Genomic DNA, 25724 nt, shown 5'->3' on the forward strand with positions numbered 1-25724 from the left:
GAGCCGTCGGTCCGGGGGACCCCGCATCGACGCGAAGAAGGTTTACCGGGCGAGCACCGGGCCACAGGAGATCGACAGCGTTCCGCGAATGGACGCGCCGGATCTCCGCTCCGCCGGGAGTCGACCGCAGGTCGCACCGCGGAGGAGCGCGTGTCGGATAGTCAGTTCCGAGAGTGCAGCTGCAACCGGAGTCCCGCGCCACGAGCGCGACGGGACCGGGGGAGCGGAAGGATTCGCGGCGGGCCGAGGCCCCTCGCACGAGAGAAGCATCCGGGAAGACGACGCGGCGGACGACCCGGCCGAGGAGTGCACCAGGAATGGTGGAAGACAACAGTACGAGCGGATCCGATCCGGACCGCGACGGGCCCCGCAGCGGGGCCAGGAAGATCAGCCGCCTCTTCGGTGGCCGCCGGGCGAGCCGGCGGACCGAGTCGAGCGCGCCAGCGACAGGGGAGACGATCATCGACAGCAACGAGACCGACCAGACCGGAGCCGAGGGCACCGAGCTGCCCGAGACCGGGAGCGCCGCGGAGGCGGCCGAGCCGTCGACGTCGACGGGCGCGGTGTTCTTCAACGCCCTCCCGCAGACCCCGGGCGCCGACCAGGAGGAGCCGCGACGGCCCGCACTGCCGAGCCCGTCGCTGCTGTTCCAGGCGCCGGTCCTGCCCGACTACGTCGAGCTGGCTCCGCTGCCTCCCCGCGGTGCGCCGCTGGGCGTCCAGGAGGAGCGCGAGAGCCCGGCCGAGGAGCAGGGCTCCGTCCGCCGCCGCTCGCGCCGCCGCAGCGGCGAGAGCGAGAGGTCCGGCTCCGACGACCCCGAGAACACCGTCGTCCGGGTCCGCCAGCCGCGCGAGCAGCGCGAGGCCCGCGAGCCCGAGCTCATCACCGAGCCGCAGCGCATCAAGGGCTCGACCCGCCTCGAGGCCAAGAAGCAGCGCCGCCGCGACGGCCGCGACGCCGGCCGGCGCCGCACGGTCGTCACCGAGTCCGAGTTCCTCGCCCGCCGGGAGGCCGTCGACCGCGTCATGGTCGTCCGCTCCAAGGAGGACAGCATCCGCATCGGCGTGCTCGAGGACGGCGTCCTCGCCGAGCACTACGTCGCCCGCTCGCAGGAGGCGTCGCTCATCGGCAACGTCTACCTCGGCCGCGTGCAGAACGTCCTCCCGAGCATGGAGGCCGCCTTCGTCGACATCGGACGCGGGCGCAACGCCGTGCTCTACTCCGGCGAGGTCGACTGGGACGCCGCGAACAACGCCGGGGGCCCCCGCCGGATCGAGCTCGCGCTCAAGCCCGGCGACCGGGTCCTCGTCCAGGTCACGAAGGACCCCGTCGGCCACAAGGGCGCCCGTCTCACGAGCCAGATCTCGCTCCCCGGCCGCTACCTCGTCTACGTGCCCAACGGCTCGATGAACGGCATCTCGCGGAAGCTCCCGGACACCGAGCGCGCCCGCCTGAAGAAGATCCTCAAGGAGGTGCTGCCCGAGAACGTGGGCGTCATCGTCCGGACCGCGGCCGAGGGCGCCACGGAGGAGCAGCTGACCGTCGACGTCGAGCGCCTGACCGCGCAGTGGACGGCTCTCAGCGCGAAGGCCGCGACCGGGCAGGCTCCCGCTCTCCTGCACAGCGAGCCGGACCTGCTGATCAAGATCGTCCGCGACGTCTTCAACGAGGACTTCGAGAAGATGGTCATCGCCGGCGACGACGCCCGCGAGACCATCGAGCTCTACCTCAGTCAGGTCGCACCCGATCTGCTCGAGCGCGTCGAGGTCTACACGGGTGAGAAGGACGCGTTCGACGAGTTCCGCATCACGGAGCAGATCGAGAAGGCGCTGGAGCGCAAGGTGTGGCTGCCCAGCGGCGGCTCGCTCGTGATCGACCGCACCGAGGCGATGACGGTGGTCGACGTCAACACCGGCAAGTTCGTCGGCTCGGGCGGGAACCTCGAGGAGACGGTCACGAAGAACAACCTGGAGGCGGCCGAGGAGATCGTCCGCCAGCTGCGCCTGCGCGACATCGGCGGCATCATCGTCGTCGACTTCATCGACATGGTGCTCGAGTCCAACCGCGACCTCGTGCTCCGCCGCCTGGTCGAGTGCCTGAGCCGCGACCGGACGAAGCACCAGGTCGCCGAGGTCACCTCGCTCGGCCTCGTGCAGATGACCCGCAAGAAGCTGGGCCTGGGACTGCTCGAGACCTTCAGCGAGAACTGCGAGATCTGCGCCGGACGCGGCGTCATCGTCCACCACGACCCCGTGCTCAAGCACCGGTCGACCGCCGCTCCGCAGCAGGAGCAGCGCCGCCGGGGCAAGGGCGGCGAGCAGCAGCCCGCCGCCTCCGGGCGCTCGAACGGCGGGCAGAACGGGCAGGGCGCGCCGGCGACCAAGCCGGTCAGCACCCACGCCATCACGGACGACGCGAAGAACGCGCTCGCGCAGATCGCCGCCAGCACCATCCACCCCCAGGCCGTGCGCCAGGCGGCGGAGGAGGCGGCCGCGCTGGTCGAGGACGCCGCCGAGACCGTCGAGGCCATGGCGCCGGAGGAGTCCGCCACGGCACCCGAGGAGCAGCCGTCCGCGCCGAGCCGTCGCGGCGAGCGTCCCGCCCGGGGCGAGCGCCGTCGTCGCAGCCGCGACCGCGAGCCGCGCCAGGAGGCCGCCGAGACGGCGACCGTCGAGCCGGCTCCCGTTGAGACCCCGGTCGAGAAGGAGATCGAGCCGGCCGCTGCCGCGCCGATCCTCGACATCCCGATCGCGCCGGTCACGCCTCCGCGCCGCGTCCGCAGCGAGGTCGCCGAGCACCTGCTCGACTCCGTGCTCGACGCTCTGCCGGCCCCGAAGCAGCCCGGCCAGGGCCGTGCGAAGAGCCGTCGCGTCACGACGGCCGCGCTCACCGGAGTCGCGGTCATCCCCGAGCAGACCCCGCGCCGCGCCGACCAGTAGCGCGACCCGGTGTCAGGAGGGCCCGGTGCCCGGCGAGAGCCGGCGCCGGGCCCTCTCGGCGTCCCGGTCGCGCCCGCGGACGCGGAGCCCGCTCCGCCTCAGCCGCTCGACCAGCTCCCGCGCGCCGACGGGGACCGCGCCCGCGGCGACGAGCTCGTCGATCCGCTCGTCGGGCACGTCGTAGTGGTCCAGGTCGAAGCCGCGCTCGGGCACGCCGAGACGGCGCGCGAAGTCGTGGAGCTCCTCGAGCGAGACGTCGCTCACGAGGTGCGCCCACAGCCGGCCGTGCGCCGGCCAGCGCGCGGCGTCGACGAGGATGGCCATTCCCCGATCGTAGGCGGCGCGCCGTCCGTCCACGTGCCTCCTCCTCGACTATCGTGACGGGGTCGCCGGTCGGGTGGACACGGCTTCGCAGTCGTGTGCGTTTGACCGTGGAGCGCGGATCCCGTACTCTTGACCGTTGGTGTGGCGCGATCCATGTGCTCACGCAGATTTCCGTTGTCGCTCCGCCCCTCACGGGGCGCGGGCCGCGGTGCCGGTTCCCTCGTGTCGTGAGGAGACGGGTACGAACCGGAAGACCGGGGCTCAGCCCCGTCCCTACAAGCCCCGGACGAGGCCTCCGCTCCGTCCAGACGAGAAACAGGTACGAGAAGTGGTTTACGCAGTTGTGCGCGCCGGCGGTCGGCAGGAGAAGGTCGAGGTCGGCACCATCGTGACGATGGACCGCGTCAAGGCCGACGAGAACGGCACCGTGCAGCTTCCTGCCGTGCTGCTCGTCGACGGTGAGTCGATCACCTCGGACGCGGCGACCCTCGCGGGCGTCACCGTCACCGCCGAGGTGCTCGAGGACCTCCGTGGTCCGAAGATCATCATCCAGAAGTTCAAGAACAAGACCGGTTACAAGAAGCGCCAGGGGCACCGTCAGGACCTCACGCGCGTCAAGGTCACTGGCATCAAGTAGTCCTGCAAAGGAATTGAGCTGACCTGCGGAGCGAGCCATCGCCCTGCAGGGCAACAGCACGGGGCTACGGCCCCCCGGTCTCGAGGAGATGAGAAATGGCACACAAGAAGGGCGCGAGCTCCACTCGCAACGGTCGCGACTCGAACGCGCAGCGTCTCGGCGTCAAGCGCTTCGGCGGCCAGGTCGTGAACGCGGGCGAGATCATCGTCCGCCAGCGCGGCACCCACTTCCACCCCGGCGCGAACGTCGGACGCGGTGGCGACGACACCCTGTTCGCCCTCTCGGCGGGCGCTGTCGAGTTCGGCAGCAAGGGCGGCCGCAAGGTCGTCAACATCGTGGCGGCCGCCCAGTAGGGTCGACCTCCTCGGCCGCACAGGCACAGGACGCAAGGGGCGGGCTTCGGCTCGCCCCTTGCGCGTTTACCGGGGCACAGCCCCCCGGCGCCGGCATCCCGGCGCCGCACGCACTCACGGACGGATTCACACCATGGTCACCTTCGTCGACAACGTCACGCTGCATCTGCGTGCCGGCCACGGCGGCAACGGCTGCGTCTCCGTCCGTCGCGAGAAGTTCAAGCCGCTCGCCGGCCCCGACGGCGGCAACGGCGGGCACGGGGGCGACATCGTCCTCGTCGCCGACCCGCAGACGACGACGCTGCTCGCCTACCACCGCCACCCGCACCGCAGCTCCGAGAACGGCGGTCCCGGCATGGGCGACCACCGCGCGGGCGGGAACGGCGAGCTCATGGAGCTCCCCGTCCCGGTCGGCACGGTCGTCAAGTCGCCGGACGGCGACCAGCTGATCGACATGGACGAGCCCGGCCTCCGGTTCGTCATCGCTCCGGGCGGGCAGGGCGGGCTCGGCAACGCCTCGCTCGCCACCACGAAGCGCAAGGCGCCCGGCTTCGCGCTGCTCGGCACGCCGGGCTGGGAGGGCGACGTCGTCCTCGAGCTGAAGACCGTCGCGGACGTCGCGCTCGTCGGATTCCCCTCGGCGGGCAAGTCGAGCCTCGTCGCGGCGATCTCGGCGGCCAAGCCGAAGATCGCGGACTACCCGTTCACGACCCTCGCGCCCAACCTCGGCGTCGTGCAGGCGGGGGAATCGCGCTTCACCGTCGCCGACGTGCCCGGTCTCATCGAGGGCGCGAGCGAGGGCAAGGGCCTGGGTCTGGAGTTCCTCCGCCACGTCGAGCGCTGCACCGCGCTCGTCCACGTGCTCGACTGCGCCACGCTCGAGCCCGGCCGCGACCCGCTGACCGACCTCGACATCATCCTCGGGGAGCTGGCGGCGTACCCCGTCGGCGACGGACAGGTGCCGCTGATCGAGCGGCCGCAGCTGATCGCGCTCAACAAGGTCGACGTGCCCGAGGCCCAGGAGCTGGCCGACTTCGTCCGGGCCGACCTCGAGGGCCGCGGCTACCGCGTGTTCGAGATCTCGACGGTCAGCCACTCGGGACTCCGCCAGCTGACGTTCGCCCTCGCCGAGATCGTCGAGAAGCACCGCCTCGAGCTCGCCGCCGTGCCGCGGGTGGAGCGCATCACCATCCGCCCCCGCGCCGTGGACGAGAAGGACTTCGAGATCCGGGTCGAGGGCGGCTCGTACGGCAACGTGTACCGGGTCCTGGGCACCAAGCCCGTGCGCTGGGTCGCGCAGACCGACTTCACGAACGACGAGGCCGTCGGCTTCCTCGCCGACCGCCTGGCCAAGCTCGGAGTCGAGAACGGCCTGTTCTCGGCTGGAGCGGTCGCCGGCTCCACCGTCGTCATCGGCCCCGGCGACGGCGTCGTCTTCGACTGGGAACCGACCCTCACCTCGACGGCCGAGCTCATCACCGCGCCCCGCGGAACGGACCTCCGCCTCGAGGACAACCGGCGCAAGACCCGCAACGAGCGTCGCGAGGACTACTTCGAGCGGATGGACGCCAAGGCCGAGGCCCGCGCGGAGCTCGAGCGCGAGCGCCAGGGCGGCGTCTGGCGCGTCGCCGACGAGGGCGACGGCACGGAGGCCGGCGAGGAGAGCTGACTCCCGCCGCCGGGGTCGTCTGCCTCTACACTGGCCGGATGCCGCAGACGACCCCCGACAGCAGTGCGCTGACCGAGCGGTTCGCCGCTTCCCGTGCCGCGTCGCGCTCCCTCCGCAGTGCGACCACCGACCTCAAGAACCGGGCTCTGCTCGCCATCGCCGACGCGGTGCGCTCGAGCGCCGCGCGCGTCGTCCCGGCGAACGAGCTCGACCTCCAGCGGGGTCGCGAGAGCGGGATGAGCGCGGGCCTGCAGGACCGCCTCCGCCTCGATGCGGCGCGCCTGGGGTCCCTCGCCGACGCCGTCGTCGCGGTCGTCGGGCTCACCGATCCGGTCGGGCAGACGGTGCGGGGATCGAACCTGCCCAACGGCGCCTCCCTCACCCAGGTGCGGGTCCCGTTCGGCGTCGTCGGAGCGATCTACGAGGCGCGCCCGAACGTCACCATCGACATCGCGGCGCTCGCCCTCAAGAGCGGGAACGCCGTGATCCTGCGTGGAGGCACGGCCGCGGAGAACACGAACCGCGTCCTGGTGGAGCTGCTGCAGGAGGCCGTCGCCTCCGTCGGCCTGCCCGCCGAGCTGGTGCAGACGGTCGACGACCACGGCCGCGAGGGCGCGAAGGCCCTCATGCGAGCGCGCGGCTACGTCGACGTCCTGGTGCCGCGGGGGAGCGCCGGCCTCATCGAGTCGGTCGTGACGGAGTCGACGGTCCCCGTCATCGAGACGGGCGCCGGAGTCGTCCACGTCTTCCTCGACGCCAGTGCCGACGAGCAGTGGGCCGTGGACATCGTCCACAACGCCAAGGTGCAGCGTCCGAGCACCTGCAACGCCCTCGAGACCCTCCTCGTCCACCGCGACGCCGCCGAGCGCCTCCTCCCGCCCGTGCTCGGCCGGCTCGCGGAAGCGGGAGTGACCGTGCACGGCGACGAGCGCGTCGCGGCGCTCTGGCCCGACGCGGTGCCCGCCACCGATGAGGACTGGTCCGCGGAGTACTACTCGCTCGACGTCGCCGTCGCTATCGTCGACGACCTCGACGCCGCGATGGCCCACATCGACCGGTACTCCACCCACCACACCGAGTCGATCGTGACGAACGACCTCCGGAGCGCCGAGCGCTTCCTCGCCGAGGTCGACTCCGCGGTCGTGATGGTCAACGCCTCCACCCGCTTCACCGACGGCGGGGAGTTCGGGTTCGGCGCCGAGGTCGGCATCTCGACGCAGAAGCTGCACGCTCGGGGCCCCATGGGCCTTCCCGAGCTGACCAGCACGAAGTGGCTGCTGCGCGGCGCGGGACAGGTCCGCGCCTAGCGCCCGGACCGGCGATCCGCCGTCGAGCGGCGTCCGGGTAGACTCGTCGGAGCCCCGCCGGGGCGACCACGACCTCCAAGGAGCACTGCATGTCCCTCGCGACGACCGTCCTCGCCGAAGCAGCGGCCCACACGGAGCTGCCGTTCCCCCCGATCGTCTTCGGCCTGATTGCCGCCGTCGCCTTCACGGCCCTCGGCTTCGTCACCTGGAGCTACCGCGACGTGGCGAACCGCCACTCGCACAAGACCGGCGCCGGCTCCCACGACCAGCACGGTCACGGACACTAGGCGGGGAGCCCAGCGATCGTGACGTCCGCCGCGAGCGGAGGCCCGCGGCGTCCGCGCATCGGCGTGATGGGCGGCACCTTCGACCCGATCCACCACGGTCACCTGGTCGCCGCCTCCGAGGTGGCCCAGTCGTTCGACCTGGACGAGGTCGTCTTCGTGCCCACCGGCCAGCCGTGGCACAAGAAGACGGTGACCTCCGCCGAGCACCGGTACCTGATGACGGTGATCGCGACGGCGTCGAACCCGCGCTTCACCGTCAGCCGCGTCGACGTGGACCGGATCGGCACGACCTACACGATCGACACCCTGCGGGACATCCACGCCGCGCACCCCGACGCCGAGCTGTTCTTCATCACCGGCGCGGACGCGGTCGCTCAGATCCTGAGCTGGAAGGACTACGACGAGCTGTGGGAGCTGGCCCACTTCGTCGCCGTCAGCCGGCCGGGGCACGTCCTCAACGTTTCGGGATTGCCGGCCCAGGACGTATCCTTGTTGGAGATTCCGGCACTGGCGATCTCCTCGACCGACTGTCGGAGCCGCGTCAACCGGGGTCATCCGGTCTGGTACCTGGTTCCCGACGGTGTCGTCCAGTACATCTCGAAGCACCACCTGTATCGGAGCACGTCATGACAGTTCAGCCCGAGGAGAAGCCGCTCACCCGGCGCGAGATCCGCGAGCGCGAGAGGCGCGAGGCCGGTGCGGCCACGACCGCCGCCGTTCCGACGACGTCCCGCCGAGCTGCCACCGCGACCGCCACCACCGCCGGCGACATGCCGGTGCTGACCCCCACCCAGGCCCTGCGGATCACTCCCGTCGAGCCGAGCCCCGCGAGCGAGCCCGACCTGCGCACCTCCTCGATGGAGATCGTCGCCACCGAGAACGCCACGGGCCGCCAGCTGACCCGTCGGGAGCTGCGCGCACTGCTGGCGCAGCAGCAGGCGGAGAAGGTCGCCGCCGCACCGGAGGCGGAGCCGCCCGCCGACGAGGAGCGGTCCGACGACGAGCGCTCCGACTACGTCGAGGGCGCCCTCGAGCGCGCCTCGGCGCTCCCGCCGACCGGGGCGGTCCCCGTGATCGAGGCGGCCGACGAGTCCCGTGATGCGGAGCCGGTGCCCGAGGGCGCAGCGGAGCAGGAGCCGGAGGGCGACGAGGACGTCGTCACCGAGGACGCCCCCGAGGCGTCCGAGGAGGAGGCGGACGAGTCCGCCACCGATGCGACCGCGGACGCCGACGAGGCCGACGCGGCCGAGGTGCACGAGGCCGAGATCGAGAGCTCCTCCTCCGACGACGAGACGCCGTCCGCGGACGCCTCCGACGAGCGGGACGCGGACGACGAGCAGCCGACGGCCGGCGAGCAGCCCGAGCAGCCGCACCTGAACACCGCGCTCTTCGCGTCGGTGGGCGGATCCCTCGACATCGCCGACGAGAAGGCCACCGAGATCACCGGGAGCTTCGAGCCGCCGATCGAGCACCTCGCCATCACCGAGGAGCTCGACAGCAAGTCGAAGGAGGAGGTGGACGCCTCGTTCGACTCCCTCATCGCGAGCGGAGTCGCCGCCACCGGTGCCGTCACCACCACCAACGCGCTGATCCTGCCGACCACGGGCCCCGGCGCGACCGTCGGCACGGACACGGGGGAGATCCTCGTCACCGGCTCGTTCGACCTCCCGCGCAGCCTCGGCTCCACGGGCCAGCACCCGAACCTCTACGACTCGCCCGATGTGGACCGCTATGTCGACCGCATCGACCGCGAGCAGCCCGCCGGCGAGTCCGAGCCGGTCCGGGCGTCCAGCGCCGTCTCCACGCACGCCGCCGGCACCTCGATGATCGCGCCGCAGAAGCGCGCCGGCGTGAGCGTCCCGGTGGTCCTCGCGATCACCGCGGCCGTCCTGCTGGTCGGCGCGATCGCGCTGTTCATCGGCGGCTTCGTGCTCAACATCTTCTGATCTCCACCACCGACACTGAAGGCTTCATGACTGCGACCGATTCCGCCCGCGCCCTGCTCCAGCTCGCGGCCACCGCCGCCGACTCCAAGGGCGGTGAGGACCTCGTCGCCCTCGACGTCTCGGGTCCGCTGCCGCTGGTCGACATCTTCCTCCTCGCCACCGGCCGCTCCGAGCGCAACGTGGTCGCGATCGCGAACGAGGTGGAGGACCGCCTGAACGACTCCGGCGCCAAGCTGCTGCGCCGCGAGGGCCGTGCGGAGGGCCGCTGGATCCTCCTCGACTTCGGCGACCTCGTCGTGCACGTCTTCCACGAGGAGGACCGCATGTACTACTCGCTCGAGCGCCTCTGGAAGGACTGCCCAACGGTGCCGTTCACCCTCGAGCAGCCTGTCGCCGTCGACTCGTCGACGTCCTCGAACTGACGAACACGCCCGGCGACAGCGCTCGATTTCACTTCACGCGAATCGTGTTGTAGTTTATTCGAGTTGCTTCCGCCGGGCGGAGACAGCGCAGGACAGCACGAAGCAAGACAGAACAGAACATGGGTCCGTGGCGCAGCTGGTAGCGCACCTGCATGGCATGCAGGGGGTCAGGGGTTCGAATCCCCTCGGATCCACCGAACAGGTCCGCACTCCTCCGGGAGTGCGGACCTTTGTCGTTCCCGGCGTTACAGGGTCCGGCGTCGTCCTGTCCGGCGCCGTCCTGTCCGGCTCAGGCCGGCGCGGCCAGCCATGACCGTGCCCGTCCGGCCACCGGGTCCCCCTGCTGGTCACGCACGGGTCGGCCCGACCGGCTCCACATGGCCGCCGCATCCGGCGAGGAATCCGGAGAGCTCGCCCCAGGCGTCCTCCCCGATCGTGGTGCCCGGGCGCCGTGCGAGATCGGCCAGAGCGTCCGTCAGCTCGTCGACTCCCGTCAGGATCCTCGTCCGTGCCGCTCCCGTGCCCTGCCATCCGGGCGCGTACGTCCTGACGTCGGGGTGGCTGTAGAGCACGGCCGTCTCGAACCACGGCGTGGGCAGACCGTTCAGGGCCAGGTGCTCCTTGAGTCTCGCGGCCTGGATCCGGACCTGCCGGGCGGGGACGTGCTGCTCGACATGCGTGCGCACCGTCCACCGCGACACCGTCCCCGGTGCGATCTGAACCGCGAAGGCCTCGGGCAGGGCGTCCTCGTCGAGGAGGACGCCGTAGGAGGGGTGGACGGTACCGGGTCGCACGCCGTCGAAGACGACCCCCTGCCAGTACTTGGCCTCGATGATGAGCGCGCCGTGCCGGGTGAGCAGCAGATGGTCGATCTGCGCGAGGAAGCGGCGCGTCGTGCGCGCCTCGACCGGTACGAAGACGACGTTCGTGGCGAGGACGCCGGACAGCCCCGCCGAGGCGCACGCCTCCCGGATCAGGGTGTGCGAGACGGCCTCGCTGCTCCAGGTCCTGGCGAGCGCGTCACGGGTCTGCTCGACCTCCTCCTGCGCCGTCTCGAGCTCGGTCCGACTGAGGTCGCGCTCGGCGTCGCGCGCGCGCGTCAATGCCTTGAGCGCCGCCTCGTGGCTCCGGTCGCGCTCGGCGATCGTGCGCTGGTGCTCCTCCGAGGCCTCCTCCGCGGCCTGCTCCGCCGCCGCTCTCGCCGCAGTGCGCCGTCGGCGGCCGGCGACGACCGTGATGAGAAGGGCCAGGAGCAGGGCGGCCGCGACGGCCCAGGGGAGGTACTCGTTCATGGTCCCCAGGCAAGCACGGACCACCGACCGTGCGCCGCGACGGCTCCCGATCGCGCCGCTCGGCGGACCGGCCGCGGTGCGCTCGCTCGTGCCCTGTCCGGACGTCTTCGTCGGCGTCCGCCTGCGCGCGCGGTGGAGACGCCGACCCTGCGCCGGCCGATCGCGCAGGCGGAGCCCTACCGCCGCCTGGCGGACGCGATGCGCGACCAGCACGAGGTCCGGCTGACCGGCGTCGAGGGCACGCTGCTGGGCTTCGTCGGCCCGCAGCCGTTCCAGGGGATCAGCGTCGCCGGCCTGCACACGCACGTCGTCGACACCACCGGCGGGATCGGCGGCCACGTGCTCGCCGCCTCCGGAGTCGCGGGCCTGATCGAGATCGAGCGGTACGGCGGCATCACCCTCCTCCTGCTGGAGTCGGACGACCACCCGCGAGCCGACTTGGACGCGGCGGCCGACGCCGGGATCCGCGCCGTGGAGACCGACCACCCGCCCTGAGCGGCCCTACCCTGGACGCATGCCCTCACTGCGCGACGTCCACGCCGTCATCGACCGTCTCTGGCCCGAGGCGGCCGCCGAGAGCTGGGACGCGCCCGGCCTGGTCACCGGCGACCCCGACGCCGCGGTGGAGCGGATCCTGCTCACGGTCGACGTGGTCTCCGACACCGTCGCGGAGGCCGTCGACGGCGGATACCAGCTCCTGGTCGCGCACCACCCGCTGCTGCTGCGCGGCGTCACCTCGATCGCCGAGGACGGCTACAAGGGCCGCCTGCTCGCGGACCTCGTCCGGGGCGGCTGCGCACTGATCTCGGCCCACACGAACGCCGACATCGTCGCGGACGGCGTCTCGGACGTGATCGCGACCCGCCTCGGCCTGACCGGCACGACTCCGATCGTCCCGGGCGCCGACCCGTCGGTCGGGCTCGGCCGGGTGGGCGATCTGCCCGAGGAGGTGACGCTCGGACGCCTGGCCGGAGCCGTGGCCGAGCTCCTGCCGGCCACCGCGGGGGGAGTGCGGGTCGCGGGCGCCTACGAGACACCCGTGCGCCGCGTGTCGCTCTGCGGGGGAGCGGGGGACTCCCTCCTGGACGCCCCCGCCGTCCGCACGAGCGACGTCTTCATCACCGCCGACCTCCGGCACCACCCGGCCTCCGAGGCGCGCGAGAAGGCCCTGCACGGCACCGGCCCCGCCCTCATCGACGTCTCGCACTGGGCGAGCGAGTGGCTGTGGCTCGACGTCGCCGCGACCGCGCTGCGGGACGCCCTGCCCACGGTCACCGTCGAGGTGAGCGAGACCCGCACCGACCCGTGGGATTTCGCGATCGTGCACTGACCTGCCGCGGGCACGGGAGAATGGACGCGGCGCGCCCGTACTGCGCGCCGGGAACGAGGACCGCCACGTGAAAGCCAGCCCCGCACACCAGCGCGAACTCCTGACTCTGGCGAGTCTGGACACGAGGGGCGCGCAGCTGCGCCACGCCCTCGCGACGCTCCCGCAGATCGCGCGGATCCAGGCGATGCAGGCCCGCGACAACGAGACCCGCCGCTCCCTCGCCGAGCGCACAGGGCGCCTCGAGGACGTGCGCACCGAGCTCGGGCGCATCGAGTCCGACGTCAGCGTGGTCGAGAAGCGGCTCACCCGCGATCGCGACCGCCTGCAGACCGCATCCGCGGCCAAGGACATCGCCGCGCTCGAGAGCGAGATCACCTCCCTCGTGAAGCGACGGGGAGACCTCGAGGACATCGAGCTGACCCTGATGGAGCGGATCGAGGGCATCGAGTCCGAGGTCGCCGCGGCTCAGGCCGAGCGCGACGAGGTCGTCGCCTCGCTCGGGACCCTCGCCGAGGAGCGCGACGCGCAGGCCGAGAAGCTCCGCGACAAGCAGGAGGCGCTCGCCCGGGACCGCGCCGACCTGGTGACGACCCTTCCGGAGGACCTGGTCGAGCTGTACGAGAAGCAGCGCGCCCGCTACGGAGTCGGCGCGGCCCTCCTCCGCGGGAAGGTGTCGGAGGGGAGCGGCGTGGCCCTCACCGAGTCGGACCTCTCCTGGATCCGCGCCTCCGCTCCGGACGAGGTCGTCCTCTGCCCCGACAGCGGCTGCATCCTGGTGCGCGGCGAGGAGTCCACGCTCGCCTGAGCCGTACACTGGACGGGCGAACGGGCCGGCAAGACGGTCGCGTCACCGCGGCGAGAGCCGTGGTGCCGAGGAACGTCCGGGCTCCGCAGAGCAGGGCGGTGGGCAACACCCACCCGGGGCGACCCGCGAGACAGTGCCACAGAGAACAGACCGCCGTCGGCTCCGGCCGGCGGTAAGGGTGAAACGGTGGTGTAAGAGACCACCAGGGGCCGGAGTGATCCGGTCCGCTCGGTAAACCTCGCCCGGAGCAAGGTCAGACAGAGGACGATGCGGCTGCTCGTCGGGTCCTCGGGTAGACCGCTGGAGGGTCACGGCGACGTGGCTCCGAGAGAGATGGCCGTCCAGCGCCCGCCGAGAGGCGCGGCGTGAACAGAACCCGGCGTATCAGCCGACCCCTTCGCCACGAGATGCCCCGCCCCGGCGGGGCATCTCGCGTCTCCGCCGGTCGCCGAGCTCGCGCTCCCGCCCGCAGGCAGCGCGACGGCCTGCCGTGGCGGTTCCGGGGTCTCGACACACCCTTGCGCGGCTACTCGTCAAGACTGGCGCAGTCCATCTCTCGCGCTGCCTCCTGCGGACGGCGCGGCGCAGCACGGCGTCCGGCAGGCGACGGTCCCGGAGGACGGTCCTGAGACGCCGCTGCGGATCGACCGCCGAGGACCAGGTGCCCCCGCCCCCGTCCTGGCTCACCGCGACCGCTGAACCCTGAAAGTCTGATCACGTCCGTCCGCCATGGCGCCACGCACCAGGCGAACCGGCGAAACGCGTGCCAGCGTTTCGTAGTAGCCGTCCGCACCCCGCTCCCCGGAACGCGTCACCTCCCGAGGCCGACCGCGCCTCGGCGGGCGGGGACCGCCGAGGAAAAAGACTCAGCCCCGTCCTGCGAGCGCGGCCGCGCCGAGGATGCCGGCGTTGTTGCGGAGCGCCGCCGGGATGATCGGGGTGCGCAGGTCGAGCAGCGGGAGGAACTCGTCGTGGTGCTTGGAGATGCCGCCGCCGACGATGAAGAGATCGGGCCAGAGCAGCGCCTCGAGGTGGGAGTAGTAGCGCTGCAGGCGCTTCGCCCAGTGCTTGTAGTCGAGGTCGTCGCGCTCCTTGGCGGCGAACGAGGCCTTCTTCTCGTAGTCGCCGCCGTGGATCTCGAGGTGGCCGAGCTCAGCGTTGGGGATGAGGATCCCGTCGTGGATCTGCGCCGTCCCGATGCCGGTGCCGAGGGTGGTCATGATGACCAGGCCCTCCTTGTCCTTCGCCGCTCCGAAGCGCGACTCGGCGTAGCCCGCCGCATCGGCGTCGTTGACGAAGAAGATGTTCCGGCCGATCGCGTCCTCGAACAGCTTCTCGGCCTCGAGGCCGATCCACTCGTCCGACACGTTCGCCGCCGACATCGTCCGTCCGTGGACGACGACGGCGGGGAAGCAGATGCCGACCGGGGTGTCCGAGGGCAGGTCCGGGATCCTCTCGAGGATCTGCTGGACGGTGGCGACGATGTCCTTCGGCGTGCCGCCCGGGGGAGTGGCGAGCTTCATCCGGTCGCTGAGCAGAGTGCCCGCGGCCAGGTCCACCGAGGCCCCCTTGATGCCCGTTCCCCCGATGTCGATTCCGATGGCGGTCGCCGCAGCAGTCATAGCGGCCATGCTAGCGAAGGGCGGGGGTGCGGACCGACGCGGGCTGCGGCGTAGGATCGCGGCATGGCTGACGGCGACGCGAACTCCTGGTGGTACAACCTCAAGGCCGGCACGGTGGAGCAGGGATTCGTGTCCCCCTCCGTCGACCGGGTGGGACCCTTCTCCTCTCGCGAGGAGGCGGAGCACGCCCTCGAGCGGCTGCACGAGAACAGCCGCAAGTGGGCCGAGGAGGACGCCGCCGAGGACCGCTGACCGCGGCTACTCGTAGCTGTGCTCGGCGCCGGGGTAGGCGCCGGACTCCACGTCGTCCCGGTACGCGGTGACCGCTCCGGTGAGCACGCCGCGCAGATCCGCGTACTGCTTCACGAAGCGGGGGATGCGGCCGGTGGTGAATCCGGCGAAATCCGTCCACACGAGCAGCTGTCCGTCGACGTGCGGTCCCGCTCCGACTCCGATCGTCGGGATGCGCAGCTCCTCCGTCACCTGACGTGCCGCGTCCGCGGGCACCATCTCGAGGACGACGGCGAACGCCCCGGCCTCCTGGACGGCTCGCGCGTCGGCGAGCAGCTGCTCGATGCCCTCGCCGCGCCCCTGGACCATGTGGCCGCCGAGCCCGTGCTCGCTCTGCGGCGTGAAGCCGATGTGCGCCATCACGGGGATGCCCGCCTCGACGATGCGCCGGATCTGCTCGGCGGAGCGGACCCCGCCCTCGAGCTTCACCGCGTGCGCGTGCGTCTCCTTCATGAAGCGGAACGCCGTGTGCAGCGCGTCGTCGGCACCCGACTCGTAGGAGCCGAAGGGCATGTCGGCGACGACGAAGGCGCGCTCGACGGCTCCGGCGACGGCACGCGCCAGCGGGATGAGCTCGTCGACGGTGACGGGCAGAGTGGTGTCGTAGCCGAGCACCGTGTTGCCGGCGGAGTCGCCCACGAGGAGGAAGTCGATCCCGGCGTCGTCGAAGATCTTCGCCGTGAGCTGGTCGTAGCTGGTCAGCCCGGTGATGCGGACACCGGAGTCCTTCGCGTTCTGGAAGTGGCGGGTTCGAACGCGTTTCACGGGCTGCGCTGACATGGGCGCCAGTCTACGGCGCGCCTCGGGCGCCCCGCGGGCCCCGGTCGGAGGCAGTAGCCTGAGGGTCGAAACAGGAGGGGTCTGGATGGACAAGCAACGGGACTTCGTTCTTCGCACCATTGAAGAGCGAGGGATCAAATTCGTTCGCCTCTGGTTCACCGACGTCGTCGGCACGCTGAAGTCGGTCGCGATCGCGCCGGCCGAGGTGGAGGGCGCGTTCGCGGAGGGGCTCGGCTTCGACGGCTCCGCCATCGAGGGCCTCACCCGCTCCTTCGAGGCCGACGTCCTCGCGCATCCGGACCCGTCGACCTTCCAGATCCTCCCGTGGCGCGGAGAGATCGACCCGACGGCGCGGATGTTCTGCGACATCACGACGCCCGACGGCCAGCCCGCCGTCGCCGACCCGCGCAACGTGCTCAAGCGCACGCTGGCGAAGGCGGCCGAGCGCGGGTTCACCTTCTACACGCACCCCGAGATCGAGTTCTACCTCCTCAAGTCGTCGTCCTTCGGCGCCGAGGGTCCGGAGCCGGTCGACTCCGCCGGGTACTTCGACAACGTCCCCGGAGGCACGGCGCACGACTTCCGCCGCCGCTCCGTGCGCATGCTGGAGGATCTGGGCATCTCGGTCGAGTTCAGCCACCACGAGGCGGGCCCCGGCCAGAACGAGATCGACCTCCGCTACGCGGACGCGCTCACCACGGCCGACAACATCATGACCTTCCGCACCGTGATCAAGGAGGTGGCGATCGAGCAGGGCGTCTACGCGACGTTCATGCCGAAGCCGCTCTCCGGGCACCCCGGCTCGGGCATGCACACGCATCTCTCGCTCTTCGAGGGCGACGTGAACGTGTTCTACGAGCAGGGCGCCCAGTACCAGCTCTCGAAGCTCGGCCGTCAGTTCATCGCGGGCCTGCTCAAGCACGCCCCCGAGATCACCGCCGTGACGAACCAGTTCGTCAACTCCTACAAGCGGCTCTGGGGCGGCGACGAGGCGCCCAGCTACGTCTCGTGGGGCCACAACAACCGGTCCGCCCTCGTGCGCGTTCCGCTCTACAAGCCCAACAAGGGGCAGTCGTCGCGCATCGAGTACCGGGCGCTGGACTCCGCGGCGAACCCCTACCTGGCGTACTCGCTGCTCCTGGCGGCCGGGCTCAAGGGCATCGAGGAGGGCTACGAGCTCCCGGCCGAGGCCGAGGACAACGTGTGGGCCCTCTCGGACGCGGAGCGCCGGGCGCTCGGCTACGGCGCTCTGCCCGCCAGCCTCGACCGCGCCATCTCGCTGATGGAGGAGTCCGAGCTCGTGGCCGAGACGCTGGGCGAGCAGGTGTTCAACTTCGTGCTGCTCAACAAGCGGAAGGATTGGGCCGAGTACCGCGCCCAGGTCACGCCGTACGAGCTGCGCAGCAATCTCGAGATGCTCTGACGCCTCGGCCATGCCCCGTGAACGCTCCCTCCGCGATGTCGCACGCCTCGGCTTCGCCGCGCTCGGCGAGACCGGGGCGCGGCTGGCCGAGGCGGAGGAGCTCGCCGGGCGGCAGCTCGAGTCGGTGCTGCCCTCCTTCGCCCGGGTGGCGGACCCGGACGAGGCGCTGCTCGCTCTGATCGACCTGCTGCGGCGGCACCGCGACCGCATGGACGCGGTCCTCGCCGACGACGAGGCACTGACCCGGCTGCTTCTGGTGGTGGGGGCCTCCTCCGGCCTCGCCGACTTCCTCCAGCGCCGGCCCGACGAGCTGGCCAGCGTGCTCGAGCCGGTGCGCACGCTCCCCGGGCGCGCCGAGATGAAGGCCGAGCTGCTCGAGTCGGTCGGCGCCGTCGACGGCTTCTCGTCGCTCCGGGAGGAGGCGGGCTGGACGGCGCTGCGCGTCCGGTACCGCCGCCTCCTCACCAGGATCGTCGTCCACGATCTGAGCCAAGCCGACCCCGTCGCGGCGATCGACCGGGTGACGAGGGCGCTGGCCGACCTCGCCGGAGCCGCGCTGGAGGCGTCCCTCGCCGTGGCGCGGACCGAGCTGGTCGAGGGCACGGGCCCAGGCCGCTTCGGCCGGGACGAGGTCGCCGCCACCCGCTTCGCCGTCATCGGCATGGGCAAGGCAGGAGCGTCCGAGCTCAACTACGTCAGCGACGTCGACGTGATCTTCGTCGCCGAGGGCGACCCGGAGAAGGAGCTGACGAACGCCCGTGCGATCGACGTCGCCACCCGGCTCGCCGTGCTCCTCATGCGCGGGACCTCCGCGCTGGCGATGGAGCCGGAGCTCTGGGAGGTCGACCCGAACCTGCGCCCGGAGGGCAAGCAGGGCGCGCTCGTGCGCACCCTCGAGTCGCACATCACCTACTACGACCGGTGGGCGAAGAGCTGGGAGTTCCAGGCGCTGCTCAAGGCGCGTCCGCTCGCCGGCGACCAGGAGCTGGGGCGGGCGTACGTCGACGCGGTCGCGCCCAAGGTCTGGTCGAGCGCCTCCCGCGAGAACTTCGTCGAGTCGGTGCAGCGGATGCGGGAGCGGGTCACCGAGAACATCCCGCAGAACGACGTCCACTACCAGATCAAGCTCGGGCCCGGCGGCCTGCGCGACATCGAGTTCACGGTGCAGCTGCTTCAGCTCGTCCACGGGCAGACCGACGACGAGATCCGCATGCCCGGGACTCTCCTCGCCCTGGGCGCCCTCGCCGACCGCGGGTACATCGGCCGCTCCGCCGCCGAGGAGTTCGCGCAGGACTACCGGGCACTCCGGCTGCTCGAGCACCGCCTCCAGCTGCGGCGCCTTCGGCGTACGCACCTGATGCCGCGGGACGAGCACGAGCTGCGGACCCTCGCCCGCTCCAGCGGGCTCGCCCGCACGGCGGAGGAGCTGCTGAGCGTCTGGAACGGGATCAAGCACCGCGTCCGGGGCCTGCACGAGCGCCTGTTCTACCGTCCGCTGCTCTCCGCGGTCGCCGCGCTCTCCGACGGCGGTGCCGAGCTGTCCACCGGCCAGGCGGAGGCGCGCCTCGCCGCCATCGGCTTCGCGGACGCCCGCGGGGCGCTCGGTCACATCGCCGCGATGACCTCGGGCGTCTCGCGCCGCGCGAGCATCCAGCGCCACCTCGTGCCGGTGATGCTGCAGTGGTTCGCCGACGGACCGGACCCCGACTACGGCCTGCTCGCGTTCCGGCGCCTCAGCGACGCACTGGGCGGGACGCCCTGGTTCCTCCGGATGCTGCGCGACTCGTCCGGAGCCGCCAAGCGGCTCACCACGGTGCTCTCCGGATCGCGCTTCGTCGGCGAGCTGCTCGACCGCATCCCGGAGTCGGCGGCCTGGCTCGAGGACGACGACGCCCTCCGCCCCCGCAGCGCCGCCCAGCTCGCCGAGGAGGTGCGCGCCGTGCTCGCCCGGCACGAGACGCCCGACGCGGTCGCCTCGGTCCTCCGCTCGATGCGCCGGCGCGAGGTGCTGCGGACCGCCATGGGTGGCGTGCTCGGCCTCAGCTCGATCGAGGAGATCGCGACCAGCCTCACCGACATCATCAGCGCACTGCTGGGCGGCGTGCTCGCCGCCATCCGGCGCGGCAGTGCGACCCGGCCCGGCGCCGACGCGGAGTTCGCGATCATCGGCATGGGCCGGTACGGAGGGGCGGAGCTGGGGTTCGGCTCCGACGCCGACGTGATGTACGTCCAGCGACCCGGCACCGCCGAGCCGCACCAGGCCCAGCTCTACTCGCAGTTCGTCGTCGCCGAGCTGGTCCGGCTCACGGAGGACTCCCGCCTGCCACTCGACCTCGACGCCGACCTGCGGCCCGAGGGCAAGAACGGGCCCCTCGTGCGCTCCCTCGACTCCTACCGCGCCTACTACGCCCGCTGGTCGCTGACGTGGGAGGCGCAGGCGCTGCTCCGGGCGCGGGGAGTAGCGGGGGACCAGGCGCTCATCGAGGACTTCGAGGAGCTGGCCGACGGGGTCCGCTACCCGGGAGCGGTCTCCGACCGTGACATCCGCGAGGTGAAGCGGATCAAGGCACGGGTCGAGAGCGAGCGTCTGCCGCAGGGCGCCGACCCGCGCCGTCACCTCAAGCTCGGCCGCGGATCGCTGAGCGACGTCGAGTGGCTGGTGCAGCTCCTCCAGCTGCAGCACGCGCGGCGGACCCCGGCGCTCCGGACGACCTCGACCCTCACCGCCCTCGCGGTCGCGGAGGAGGAGGGCATGATCGGCCCGCAGGACGCGGATCGGCTGCGCGCCGCGTGGATCCTCGCGTCCCGTGTCCGCTCGGGCACCACGCTCTGGGGCAACCGCACCAGCGACGTCCTCCCGACCGACCGCCGGCAGCTCGAGGGCGTCGCGCGCCTGCTCGAGTATCCGGCCGGGTCCGCGACGGCACTAGAGGACGACTACCTCGGCGTGACCCGCCGCTCCCGCGCGGTCTTCGAGCGCCTGTTCTACGGGCCGGCCGCGGGAGACGCTCCCTCCTACCGCTGACGCCCGCGCGCCGCGGACGGCGAAGGACCGCCCCTCCGAGGAGGAACGGCCCTTCGGCAGTGCTGCGGGATCAGACCCCGTAGTACAGCTCGAACTCGAACGGGTGAGGACGCTGCGCGAGGGGCTTGATCTCCTTCTCGCGCTTGTACTCGATCCAGGTGTCGATGAGCTCCTGAGTGAACACGCCGCCCTGGAGGAGGAAGTCGTGGTCGGCCTCGAGGGCGTCGAGCGCCTCGCCCAGGGTCGCGGGGACCTGCGGGATGAGCTTCGCCTCCTCGGGGGGCAGCTCGTAGAGGTCCTTGTCGACCGGCTCGTGCGGCTCGATGCGGTTCTTGATGCCGTCGAGGCCCGCCATCAGCTGGGCGGCGAACGCGAGGTACGGGTTGCCGGAGGCGTCGGGCGCACGGAACTCGATGCGCTTGGCCTTCGGGTTCGTGCCCGTGATCGGGATGCGGATGGACGCGGAGCGGTTGCCGGCCGAGTAGACCAGGTTGACCGGCGCCTCGAAGCCCGGGATCAGGCGGTGGTACGAGTTGACCGTCGGGTTCGTGAACGCGAGGACGGCGGGGGCGTGCTTGAGCAGTCCGCCGATGTACCAGCGCGCGAGGTCCGAGAGACCGCCGTAGCCGTTCTCGTCGTAGAAGAGCGGCGTGCCGTCGTTCCACAGCGACTGGTGGGTGTGCATGCCCGAGCCGTTGTCGCCGAAGAGCGGCTTCGGCATGAACGTGGCGGTCTTGCCCCACTGCTCGGCCGTGTTCTTGACGATGTACTTGAACTTCAGGATGTCGTCCGCCGCGTGGACCATCGTGTCGAAGCGGTAGTTGATCTCGGCCTGGCCGCCGGTGCCCACCTCGTGGTGCGAGCGCTCGAGGATGAGGCCGGCGTCGATCAGCTTGAGGCAGATGTCGTCGCGGAGGTCGGCCTGCTTGTCGACGGGGCTCACCGGGAAGTAGCCGCCCTTGTAGGGCGTCTTGTTGCCGAGGTTGCCGCCCTCCTCGACGCGTCCCGAGTTCCAGGCGCCCTCGACCGAGTCGACGGAGTGGAACGCGGAGTTCTGCGTGATCTCGTAGCGGACGTCGTCGAAGATGTAGAACTCCGCCTCGGGGGCGAAGAACGCGGTGTCGGCGATGCCGGTCGACGCGAGGTACTTCTCGGCCTTCTTCGCGACCTGACGCGGGTCCTTGGAGTAGATCTCGCCGTTGCGCGGGTTGTAGATGTCGAAGACGAGGATCAGCGTGCGCTCGACGCGGAACGGGTCCACGTAGGCGGTGGTCACGTCAGGGATCAGCTGCATGTCCGATTCGTGGATGTTCGCGAATCCGCGGATCGAGGACCCGTCGAAGAGCTGACCGACGGAGAAGAACTCCTCATCGACAGTCGAGGCGGGGATGTTGAAGTGCTGCTGGACACCGGGGAGATCGGTGAACCGGATGTCGAGGAACTTGACGTCCGTGTCCTTGATGAACGAGAGCACCTCGGAAGAATCTTTAAACATGCAAAGGTCTCCAATGGCGTGACGGGGTGCTGCAGAGCGCAGCCGTTCCAGGGTAGTGACGGGGGGTTTCCCCACCGTGTCCCTGTTGTTTCCGACATGTTACGGGGCCGGTCCGGGGTCGGGCTCCACGTCGTCTGCCGGACCACCCGCTCCTCGGTCCGCTCCGAGACGCCGCGGATAGGATCGGAGGATGCCAGCCGCCGACCGCAGGACCTTCGCCGACGCCGCCCCGAGCTCGTACCCGGGGGAGCGTCTCGGCCTCCCCCGAGAGGGCCGCCTCTCGGTCGGACGGTCCGGCCGCCGCATCGCCGCCCTGGCCGTCGACTTCGCCGTCGCCGCTCTGCTGTCGCTCGCGTTCTTCGACTACGACCGCTGGGCGAGCCTGCTGCTGTTCGTCCTGCTGCAGGTCGTCTTCATCCCCACCATCGGCGGCAGCATCGGGCACCGCCTGCTCGGGATGCGCGTCATCCGTCTCGGCGGGGGCTGGGTCGGCGTGTGGCGCCCGATCGTGCGCTCTGTGCTGCTGGCCGTGCTGGTGCCGGCGCTCGTCTGGGACTCGGACCAGCGCGGCTTCCACGACAAGGTGGCCGGGACGGTTCTCGTCCGCTACTGACTCGCGCCGCAGACGCGACAGGCCAGCCGGGAGAGATCCCGACCGGCCTGTCGCGTCGTGCGTCAGCGCGATCGCTGAGGGCGCACCTTGAAGGGGTCGACGCCCTTCGGGATGGGCAGCGACGTGTTGAGCGAGGAGAGCCGGTTCTTCACCGCGAGGACCTCGGCCTTGGTGAGGACCTTCTTCGTCTTCGAGAGGCGGCTCGGCACCTTGTGCAGCGGAGTCGCATCGGCGTCGGAGCCGACGTGCACGAAGGTGACGGGGACGTTCGGCAGGATCCGCGACACCTTGCGCCGCTCGTCCTCGAGCATGCGCTTGGTCCGGGAGGCGGGGCCCTCCGCGATCAGCACGACGCCTCCGCGGCCGACGGCGCGGTAGACGGCGTCCTGGGTCTTGCCGTTGACGGCGACGGGCATCTCCCCGCCGGTCCAGGTGCCGCGCAGTCCGCTGCGCAGGACGGCGCCGACCGCGCCGGGCTGCCCGGCGATCTGCCCGTAGGCGGCGCGCTCGGCGCGGCGCGAGAGCACGGCGAGTCCGGCGACCAGGCCGGCCATCACGCCCACGATGATCCACAGCGCGATCACGAAGCCGTTGCCGTTGCCGAGCAGGATGCCGAGGAGCACGCCGAGCAGGATCGGGAGCAGGAGCGCGAGGAGGATGATCCAGACGGCGCTGCTGTCGTAGCGGCGGGTCATCTGGAACACCTGCCACATCTGCTTGAGACGTCCGGGTTCCTTGACCGCCTTCGTCGACGGTTCCGTGCTGCGTGCCATGACGTCAAGGATACCGAGCGGGAGCGCGGCGGCGGACCCCGGACGCGGATCCGACTCCTCCACAGAGGGCACGTGCGCCGATCCCTCCACCGATCGGGATCGGCGGGCGTCCTCCGCCTCGGCCTGCGGTCAGGCTCGCCTCATGACGAGCAGCGGGACGGTCCAGGGCCGGAGGATCGGCGGAGCGCGGACGGGGAGGCGGTGGACGCCTGCGCCGGACGCCGCACCGTCGGCCGAGCGGACGATGCGGCCGCGGGAGGCCGAGGCGCTGCAGGCGTCGCCGGTGGCTCGGCTCGCCGAGCACCGCCACCGCGAGAGCATCGTCCGGGTGGAGTCGTCTCCGAGGAGGTGCATCGTGTCGACCGCCCCTCCCGTCGTCGCCACGCTCGAGTGGTTCCTGCGGGTCGAGCGGGGGATCGGACTCGGCGCCGCGGTCACCCTCCTCGCCCCCGTGGTGGGCGCGGTCCGCTCGGCCGCGCTCGAGGGAGCATGGCTGGCTCCGACGACGGACGACATCGGCTTGACGGAGAAGGGTCGGCCCCTGCTGCTGCTGACGACGCCCGCCGTCGACACCCCGCGTGCGGCGCGCGACGCGCTGCAGCGGGTCCTGGAGCGCCTCGGGATGCTCTGCCCGGAGCTGCCGGTCGCCGCCCTCGCGCGGCACCGCGACCTGCTGGCGCTGGAGGGCAACCTCTACGGACTCGCGGATCCGCAGGGGATAGGCGAGGCGGTGCGGGCGCTGCCGACGTCCGGCGCGGATGCACGGGGTCGGGAGGCGGTGCCTGCTCCGACTGCCCGGCACCGGCGGGTCCATCCGCTCGACGGCTGGCAGGACCGCCTCCGGGCGTTCGTCGTCCGGCGTCGGGGACCGCTCTCGGTCGGGACGGCGATCGTGCTGGGAGCGGTGCTCGCCGGTTCGCTCGCGGGCGGGCCCGATCGGCAGGTGCAGGATGCGGAGGCGTCGACCGCAGCCGCGCCCGTTCCGGCTCGGTCGGCTCCGCCGGCGGTGGCGACCGCGGCACCGCCGGCTCCGGTCGCGGCGACCTCACTCGACGCCGAGCAGGCGGCGGAGGTGCTGATCGACGCGGTTCGCGCGTGCGGGGACCGGGAGTGCGCCCGCGGTCTGGTCACGGCGGACTCGCCGCTCGGCGACGCAGCGGACGGCCCCGCCTCCGCTGTCCCGGCGACGGGGGAGGCGTCGGCCGTCCTCGTCGACGTGAACGGGGCATCGGCGGTCGTGCACCTCCGGACGGCCCCGGGGACGACAGCGGCCTCCGTCCTGATCATCAGGACGGAGGCCGGCTGGCTCATCCGCGACGTCTACACCGGAGCGACCTCGTGAGAGGCGCGCTCAGGGGGAGCGTGTCAGATGCCGAGGTCGTTCTCGAACGAGCCCTCCTCGAGGCGCTCCTTGATCGCGACCAGGAAGCGCGCCGCGTCGGCTCCGTCGACCGTGCGGTGGTCGTACGAGAGCGCGAGGAAGACGGTCGAGCGGATCGCGATGGCGTCAGCACCGTCCACCTGCACGACGGCCGGCTTCTTGGTGACGATGCCGGTGCCGAGGATCGCGGTCTGCGGCAGGAACACGACGGGAGTGTCGAACAGGGCCCCGCGCGAACCGGTGTTGGTCAGCGTGAAGGTGCCGCCGGCGAGCTCGTCGGGCTTCAGCTTGTTGTTGCGGGTGCGCTCGGCCAGGTCTCCGATGGTGGAGGCGATCTGCGCGAGGTTCAGCTCGGACGCGTTCTTGAGGACCGGGGTCAGCAGGCCGCGCTCGGTGTCGACAGCGATGCTGATGTTCTCGTGGTCCGGGTAGACAATCGACTCGCCGTCGAGGGTCGAGTTGATCACCGGGTAGGCCTTGAGCGCCTCGGCCGCCGCGAGGGCGAAGAACGGGAGGAAGGACAGCTTGGCGCCGGTCTTCTCCTGGAAGCTCTTCTTGACCGAGTCGCGGAAGCGGGCGACCGCCGTGACGTCGACCTCGATGACCGAGGTGAGCTGGGCGCTCGTCTGCATCGACTCGACGGCGCGCTGCGCGAGGACCTTGCGCAGGCGAGACATCGGCTGCGTGGTGCCGCGGAGGGGCGACGTCTCGAGCGGGGTGCGCGCGGCCTTGGCGGCTGCGGCGGCGGGCGCCGAGACCGGGGCGGCCGGAGCCGACTTGGCGGCCTCGACCGCGTCGAGGACGTCCTGCTTGCGGATGCGGCCGCCGACTCCGGTTCCCGTGAGGGTGGAGAGGTCGATGCCGTTCTCGCCGGCGAGCTTGCGCACGAGCGGGGTGACGTAGCCGGGGTTGGAGTCGGTGGGCTCCGGGGAGGCGGCGGGCGCGGCGGCAGCGGGGGCCGGCGCGCCCGCCGCCTCCCCGGAGCCCACCGACTCCAACCCCGGCTACGT

At 71.6% G+C, this 25724-nt stretch carries 24 protein-coding genes, 1 tRNA gene, 1 other RNA gene and 1 pseudogene; 19 read left to right on the forward strand and 8 right to left on the reverse strand.

Features of this window, described 5'->3' with window-relative positions; all coding sequences use genetic code 11:
* Window positions 1-317 precede the first annotated feature (317 nt).
* The gene (locus tag C5C37_RS06290; RefSeq protein WP_104338660.1) at window positions 318-2939 is read left to right on the forward strand and encodes an Rne/Rng family ribonuclease; all 2622 of its coding nucleotides are present in this window, start codon (window positions 318-320) and stop codon (window positions 2937-2939) included.
* 12 nt (window positions 2940-2951) lie between these two features.
* Here C5C37_RS06290 and C5C37_RS06295 read toward each other — a convergent pair whose 3' ends face one another.
* Window positions 2952-3263 (reverse strand): DUF4031 domain-containing protein, encoded by a 312-nt coding sequence (locus C5C37_RS06295; RefSeq protein ID WP_104254915.1) that lies wholly within the window; start codon window positions 3261-3263, stop codon window positions 2952-2954.
* Window positions 3264-3591: 328 nt separating this feature from the next.
* Between C5C37_RS06295 and rplU the strand changes: the two genes are divergently transcribed.
* The 9 genes from rplU (at window position 3592) to C5C37_RS06340 (ending at window position 10078) form a co-directional block, all read left to right on the forward strand.
* Window positions 3592-3900: a 50S ribosomal protein L21 gene (gene rplU / locus C5C37_RS06300; RefSeq protein WP_104223682.1), complete on the forward strand. Its 309-nt coding sequence runs from the start codon at window positions 3592-3594 to the stop codon at window positions 3898-3900.
* A gap of 95 nt (window positions 3901-3995) precedes the next feature.
* Window positions 3996-4253 carry a 50S ribosomal protein L27 gene (rpmA, locus tag C5C37_RS06305; RefSeq protein WP_068209107.1) on the forward strand — a complete coding sequence of 86 codons (258 nt, stop codon included), beginning with the start codon at window positions 3996-3998 and terminating at the stop codon, window positions 4251-4253.
* Window positions 4254-4386: 133 nt separating this feature from the next.
* Window positions 4387-5922, forward strand: a complete 1536-nt coding sequence (obgE, locus tag C5C37_RS06310; RefSeq protein ID WP_104223681.1) for a GTPase ObgE — start codon at window positions 4387-4389, stop codon at window positions 5920-5922.
* A gap of 38 nt (window positions 5923-5960) precedes the next feature.
* Window positions 5961-7229, forward strand: coding sequence for a glutamate-5-semialdehyde dehydrogenase (locus C5C37_RS06315; RefSeq protein ID WP_104288252.1), 1269 nt, complete (start codon window positions 5961-5963; stop codon window positions 7227-7229).
* Window positions 7230-7318: 89 nt separating this feature from the next.
* Complete coding sequence (locus tag C5C37_RS06320; protein ID WP_104223679.1) at window positions 7319-7516, forward strand: hypothetical protein; 198 nt, start codon at window positions 7319-7321, stop codon at window positions 7514-7516.
* Window positions 7517-7534: 18 nt separating this feature from the next.
* On the forward strand, window positions 7535-8146 hold the full coding sequence (gene nadD / locus C5C37_RS06325; protein ID WP_104223678.1) for a nicotinate-nucleotide adenylyltransferase: 612 nt from the start codon (window positions 7535-7537) through the stop codon (window positions 8144-8146).
* Entirely contained in the window at window positions 8143-9462 is a 1320-nt protein-coding gene (locus C5C37_RS06330; RefSeq protein WP_104338661.1) for a hypothetical protein, read from the forward strand. Before nadD ends, C5C37_RS06330 begins: the two co-directional genes overlap by 4 nt.
* Window positions 9463-9488: 26 nt before the next feature.
* Entirely contained in the window at window positions 9489-9884 is a 396-nt protein-coding gene (rsfS, locus tag C5C37_RS06335; protein ID WP_104223676.1) for a ribosome silencing factor, read from the forward strand.
* A 121-nt stretch (window positions 9885-10005) separates the two neighbouring features.
* A tRNA-Ala gene (locus tag C5C37_RS06340) sits at window positions 10006-10078 on the forward strand.
* A 153-nt stretch (window positions 10079-10231) separates the two neighbouring features.
* Here C5C37_RS06340 and C5C37_RS06345 read toward each other — a convergent pair.
* Window positions 10232-11176 (reverse strand): nuclease-related domain-containing protein, encoded by a 945-nt coding sequence (locus tag C5C37_RS06345; RefSeq protein WP_146084321.1) that lies wholly within the window; start codon window positions 11174-11176, stop codon window positions 10232-10234.
* Between the two features lie 132 nt (window positions 11177-11308).
* Here C5C37_RS06345 and C5C37_RS17425 point away from each other — a divergent pair, with 132 nt between their 5' ends.
* The 4 genes from C5C37_RS17425 (at window position 11309) to rnpB (ending at window position 13711) form a co-directional block, all read left to right on the forward strand.
* Window positions 11309-11671, forward strand: coding sequence for an acetolactate decarboxylase (locus tag C5C37_RS17425; protein WP_181127382.1), 363 nt, complete (start codon window positions 11309-11311; stop codon window positions 11669-11671).
* A 19-nt stretch (window positions 11672-11690) separates the two neighbouring features.
* Window positions 11691-12506: a Nif3-like dinuclear metal center hexameric protein gene (locus C5C37_RS06350; RefSeq protein WP_104288255.1), complete on the forward strand. Its 816-nt coding sequence runs from the start codon at window positions 11691-11693 to the stop codon at window positions 12504-12506.
* Window positions 12507-12573: 67 nt separating this feature from the next.
* Complete coding sequence (locus C5C37_RS06355) at window positions 12574-13311, forward strand: zinc ribbon domain-containing protein (protein WP_104226713.1); 738 nt, start codon at window positions 12574-12576, stop codon at window positions 13309-13311.
* Window positions 13312-13332: 21 nt separating this feature from the next.
* Window positions 13333-13711: RNase P RNA component class A (gene rnpB / locus C5C37_RS06360), an RNA gene on the forward strand.
* Between the two features lie 466 nt (window positions 13712-14177).
* On the opposite strand, the gene ppgK is transcribed toward rnpB, so the two are convergent.
* Window positions 14178-14933, reverse strand: coding sequence for a polyphosphate--glucose phosphotransferase (gene ppgK, locus C5C37_RS06365; protein WP_104267216.1), 756 nt, complete (start codon window positions 14931-14933; stop codon window positions 14178-14180).
* A 63-nt stretch (window positions 14934-14996) separates the two neighbouring features.
* Between ppgK and C5C37_RS06370 the strand changes: the two genes are divergently transcribed.
* Window positions 14997-15185, forward strand: coding sequence for an SPOR domain-containing protein (locus C5C37_RS06370; RefSeq protein WP_104223671.1), 189 nt, complete (start codon window positions 14997-14999; stop codon window positions 15183-15185).
* A 6-nt stretch (window positions 15186-15191) separates the two neighbouring features.
* On the opposite strand, the gene panB is transcribed toward C5C37_RS06370, so the two are convergent.
* Window positions 15192-16004, reverse strand: coding sequence for a 3-methyl-2-oxobutanoate hydroxymethyltransferase (gene panB / locus C5C37_RS06375; RefSeq protein WP_104226711.1), 813 nt, complete (start codon window positions 16002-16004; stop codon window positions 15192-15194).
* Window positions 16005-16089: 85 nt separating this feature from the next.
* On the opposite strand from panB, the gene C5C37_RS06380 reads away from it, so the two are divergent.
* Window positions 16090-17427 carry a glutamine synthetase family protein gene (locus C5C37_RS06380; RefSeq protein WP_068253236.1) on the forward strand — a complete coding sequence of 446 codons (1338 nt, stop codon included), beginning with the start codon at window positions 16090-16092 and terminating at the stop codon, window positions 17425-17427.
* A gap of 10 nt (window positions 17428-17437) precedes the next feature.
* Window positions 17438-20452, forward strand: a complete 3015-nt coding sequence (locus C5C37_RS06385; protein WP_104335685.1) for a bifunctional [glutamine synthetase] adenylyltransferase/[glutamine synthetase]-adenylyl-L-tyrosine phosphorylase — start codon at window positions 17438-17440, stop codon at window positions 20450-20452.
* Between the two features lie 70 nt (window positions 20453-20522).
* Here the strand turns inward: C5C37_RS06385 and glnA are convergent, their stop codons facing one another.
* Window positions 20523-21947, reverse strand: coding sequence for a type I glutamate--ammonia ligase (gene glnA / locus C5C37_RS06390; protein ID WP_104223668.1), 1425 nt, complete (start codon window positions 21945-21947; stop codon window positions 20523-20525).
* Between the two features lie 190 nt (window positions 21948-22137).
* Here glnA and C5C37_RS06395 point away from each other — a divergent pair, with 190 nt between their 5' ends.
* Complete coding sequence (locus C5C37_RS06395) at window positions 22138-22560, forward strand: RDD family protein (RefSeq protein WP_104223667.1); 423 nt, start codon at window positions 22138-22140, stop codon at window positions 22558-22560.
* 62 nt (window positions 22561-22622) lie between these two features.
* On the opposite strand, the gene C5C37_RS06400 is transcribed toward C5C37_RS06395, so the two are convergent.
* Complete coding sequence (locus C5C37_RS06400; RefSeq protein ID WP_104223728.1) at window positions 22623-23333, reverse strand: DUF4191 domain-containing protein; 711 nt, start codon at window positions 23331-23333, stop codon at window positions 22623-22625.
* Between the two features lie 129 nt (window positions 23334-23462).
* Window positions 23463-23687: a hypothetical protein gene (locus C5C37_RS06405; RefSeq protein WP_146083008.1), complete on the reverse strand. Its 225-nt coding sequence runs from the start codon at window positions 23685-23687 to the stop codon at window positions 23463-23465.
* Between the two features lies 1 nt (window position 23688).
* On the opposite strand from C5C37_RS06405, the gene C5C37_RS06410 reads away from it, so the two are divergent.
* Complete coding sequence (locus C5C37_RS06410; protein WP_104338663.1) at window positions 23689-24675, forward strand: hypothetical protein; 987 nt, start codon at window positions 23689-23691, stop codon at window positions 24673-24675.
* A 23-nt stretch (window positions 24676-24698) separates the two neighbouring features.
* Here the strand turns inward: C5C37_RS06410 and sucB are convergent.
* Window positions 24699-25688: pseudogene (sucB, locus tag C5C37_RS06415) on the reverse strand (2-oxoglutarate dehydrogenase, E2 component, dihydrolipoamide succinyltransferase); the annotation flags it as partial.
* Window positions 25689-25724: the final 36 nt, after the last annotated feature.

Source organism: Rathayibacter sp. AY1F9 (genome assembly GCF_002932155.1).
In the GTDB taxonomy this organism is placed as follows: domain Bacteria; phylum Actinomycetota; class Actinomycetes; order Actinomycetales; family Microbacteriaceae; genus Rathayibacter.

Excerpts from the sequence above, each read along its gene's own strand:
- C5C37_RS06380 (WP_068253236.1), top strand. The coding sequence starts at position 16,090 with ATGGACAAGCAACGGGACTTCGTTCTTCGCACCATTGAAGAGCGAGGG.
- C5C37_RS06290 (WP_104338660.1), top strand. The coding sequence starts at position 318 with ATGGTGGAAGACAACAGTACGAGCGGATCCGATCCGGACCGCGACGGG.
- panB (WP_104226711.1), bottom strand. The coding sequence starts at position 16,004 with ATGTCAGCGCAGCCCGTGAAACGCGTTCGAACCCGCCACTTCCAGAAC.
- C5C37_RS06330 (WP_104338661.1), top strand. The coding sequence starts at position 8,143 with ATGACAGTTCAGCCCGAGGAGAAGCCGCTCACCCGGCGCGAGATCCGC.
- ppgK (WP_104267216.1), bottom strand. The coding sequence starts at position 14,933 with ATGACTGCTGCGGCGACCGCCATCGGAATCGACATCGGGGGAACGGGC.
- C5C37_RS06320 (WP_104223679.1), top strand. The coding sequence starts at position 7,319 with ATGTCCCTCGCGACGACCGTCCTCGCCGAAGCAGCGGCCCACACGGAG.
- rsfS (WP_104223676.1), top strand. The coding sequence starts at position 9,489 with ATGACTGCGACCGATTCCGCCCGCGCCCTGCTCCAGCTCGCGGCCACC.
- glnA (WP_104223668.1), bottom strand. The coding sequence starts at position 21,947 with ATGTTTAAAGATTCTTCCGAGGTGCTCTCGTTCATCAAGGACACGGAC.
- C5C37_RS06315 (WP_104288252.1), top strand. The coding sequence starts at position 5,961 with ATGCCGCAGACGACCCCCGACAGCAGTGCGCTGACCGAGCGGTTCGCC.
- rpmA (WP_068209107.1), top strand. The coding sequence starts at position 3,996 with ATGGCACACAAGAAGGGCGCGAGCTCCACTCGCAACGGTCGCGACTCG.
- C5C37_RS06395 (WP_104223667.1), top strand. The coding sequence starts at position 22,138 with ATGCCAGCCGCCGACCGCAGGACCTTCGCCGACGCCGCCCCGAGCTCG.
- obgE (WP_104223681.1), top strand. The coding sequence starts at position 4,387 with ATGGTCACCTTCGTCGACAACGTCACGCTGCATCTGCGTGCCGGCCAC.
- C5C37_RS06370 (WP_104223671.1), top strand. The coding sequence starts at position 14,997 with ATGGCTGACGGCGACGCGAACTCCTGGTGGTACAACCTCAAGGCCGGC.
- C5C37_RS06350 (WP_104288255.1), top strand. The coding sequence starts at position 11,691 with ATGCCCTCACTGCGCGACGTCCACGCCGTCATCGACCGTCTCTGGCCC.
- C5C37_RS06405 (WP_146083008.1), bottom strand. The coding sequence starts at position 23,687 with ATGCACCTCCTCGGAGACGACTCCACCCGGACGATGCTCTCGCGGTGG.
- C5C37_RS06345 (WP_146084321.1), bottom strand. The coding sequence starts at position 11,176 with ATGAACGAGTACCTCCCCTGGGCCGTCGCGGCCGCCCTGCTCCTGGCC.
- C5C37_RS06400 (WP_104223728.1), bottom strand. The coding sequence starts at position 23,333 with ATGGCACGCAGCACGGAACCGTCGACGAAGGCGGTCAAGGAACCCGGA.
- C5C37_RS06295 (WP_104254915.1), bottom strand. The coding sequence starts at position 3,263 with ATGGCCATCCTCGTCGACGCCGCGCGCTGGCCGGCGCACGGCCGGCTG.
- C5C37_RS06385 (WP_104335685.1), top strand. The coding sequence starts at position 17,438 with ATGCCCCGTGAACGCTCCCTCCGCGATGTCGCACGCCTCGGCTTCGCC.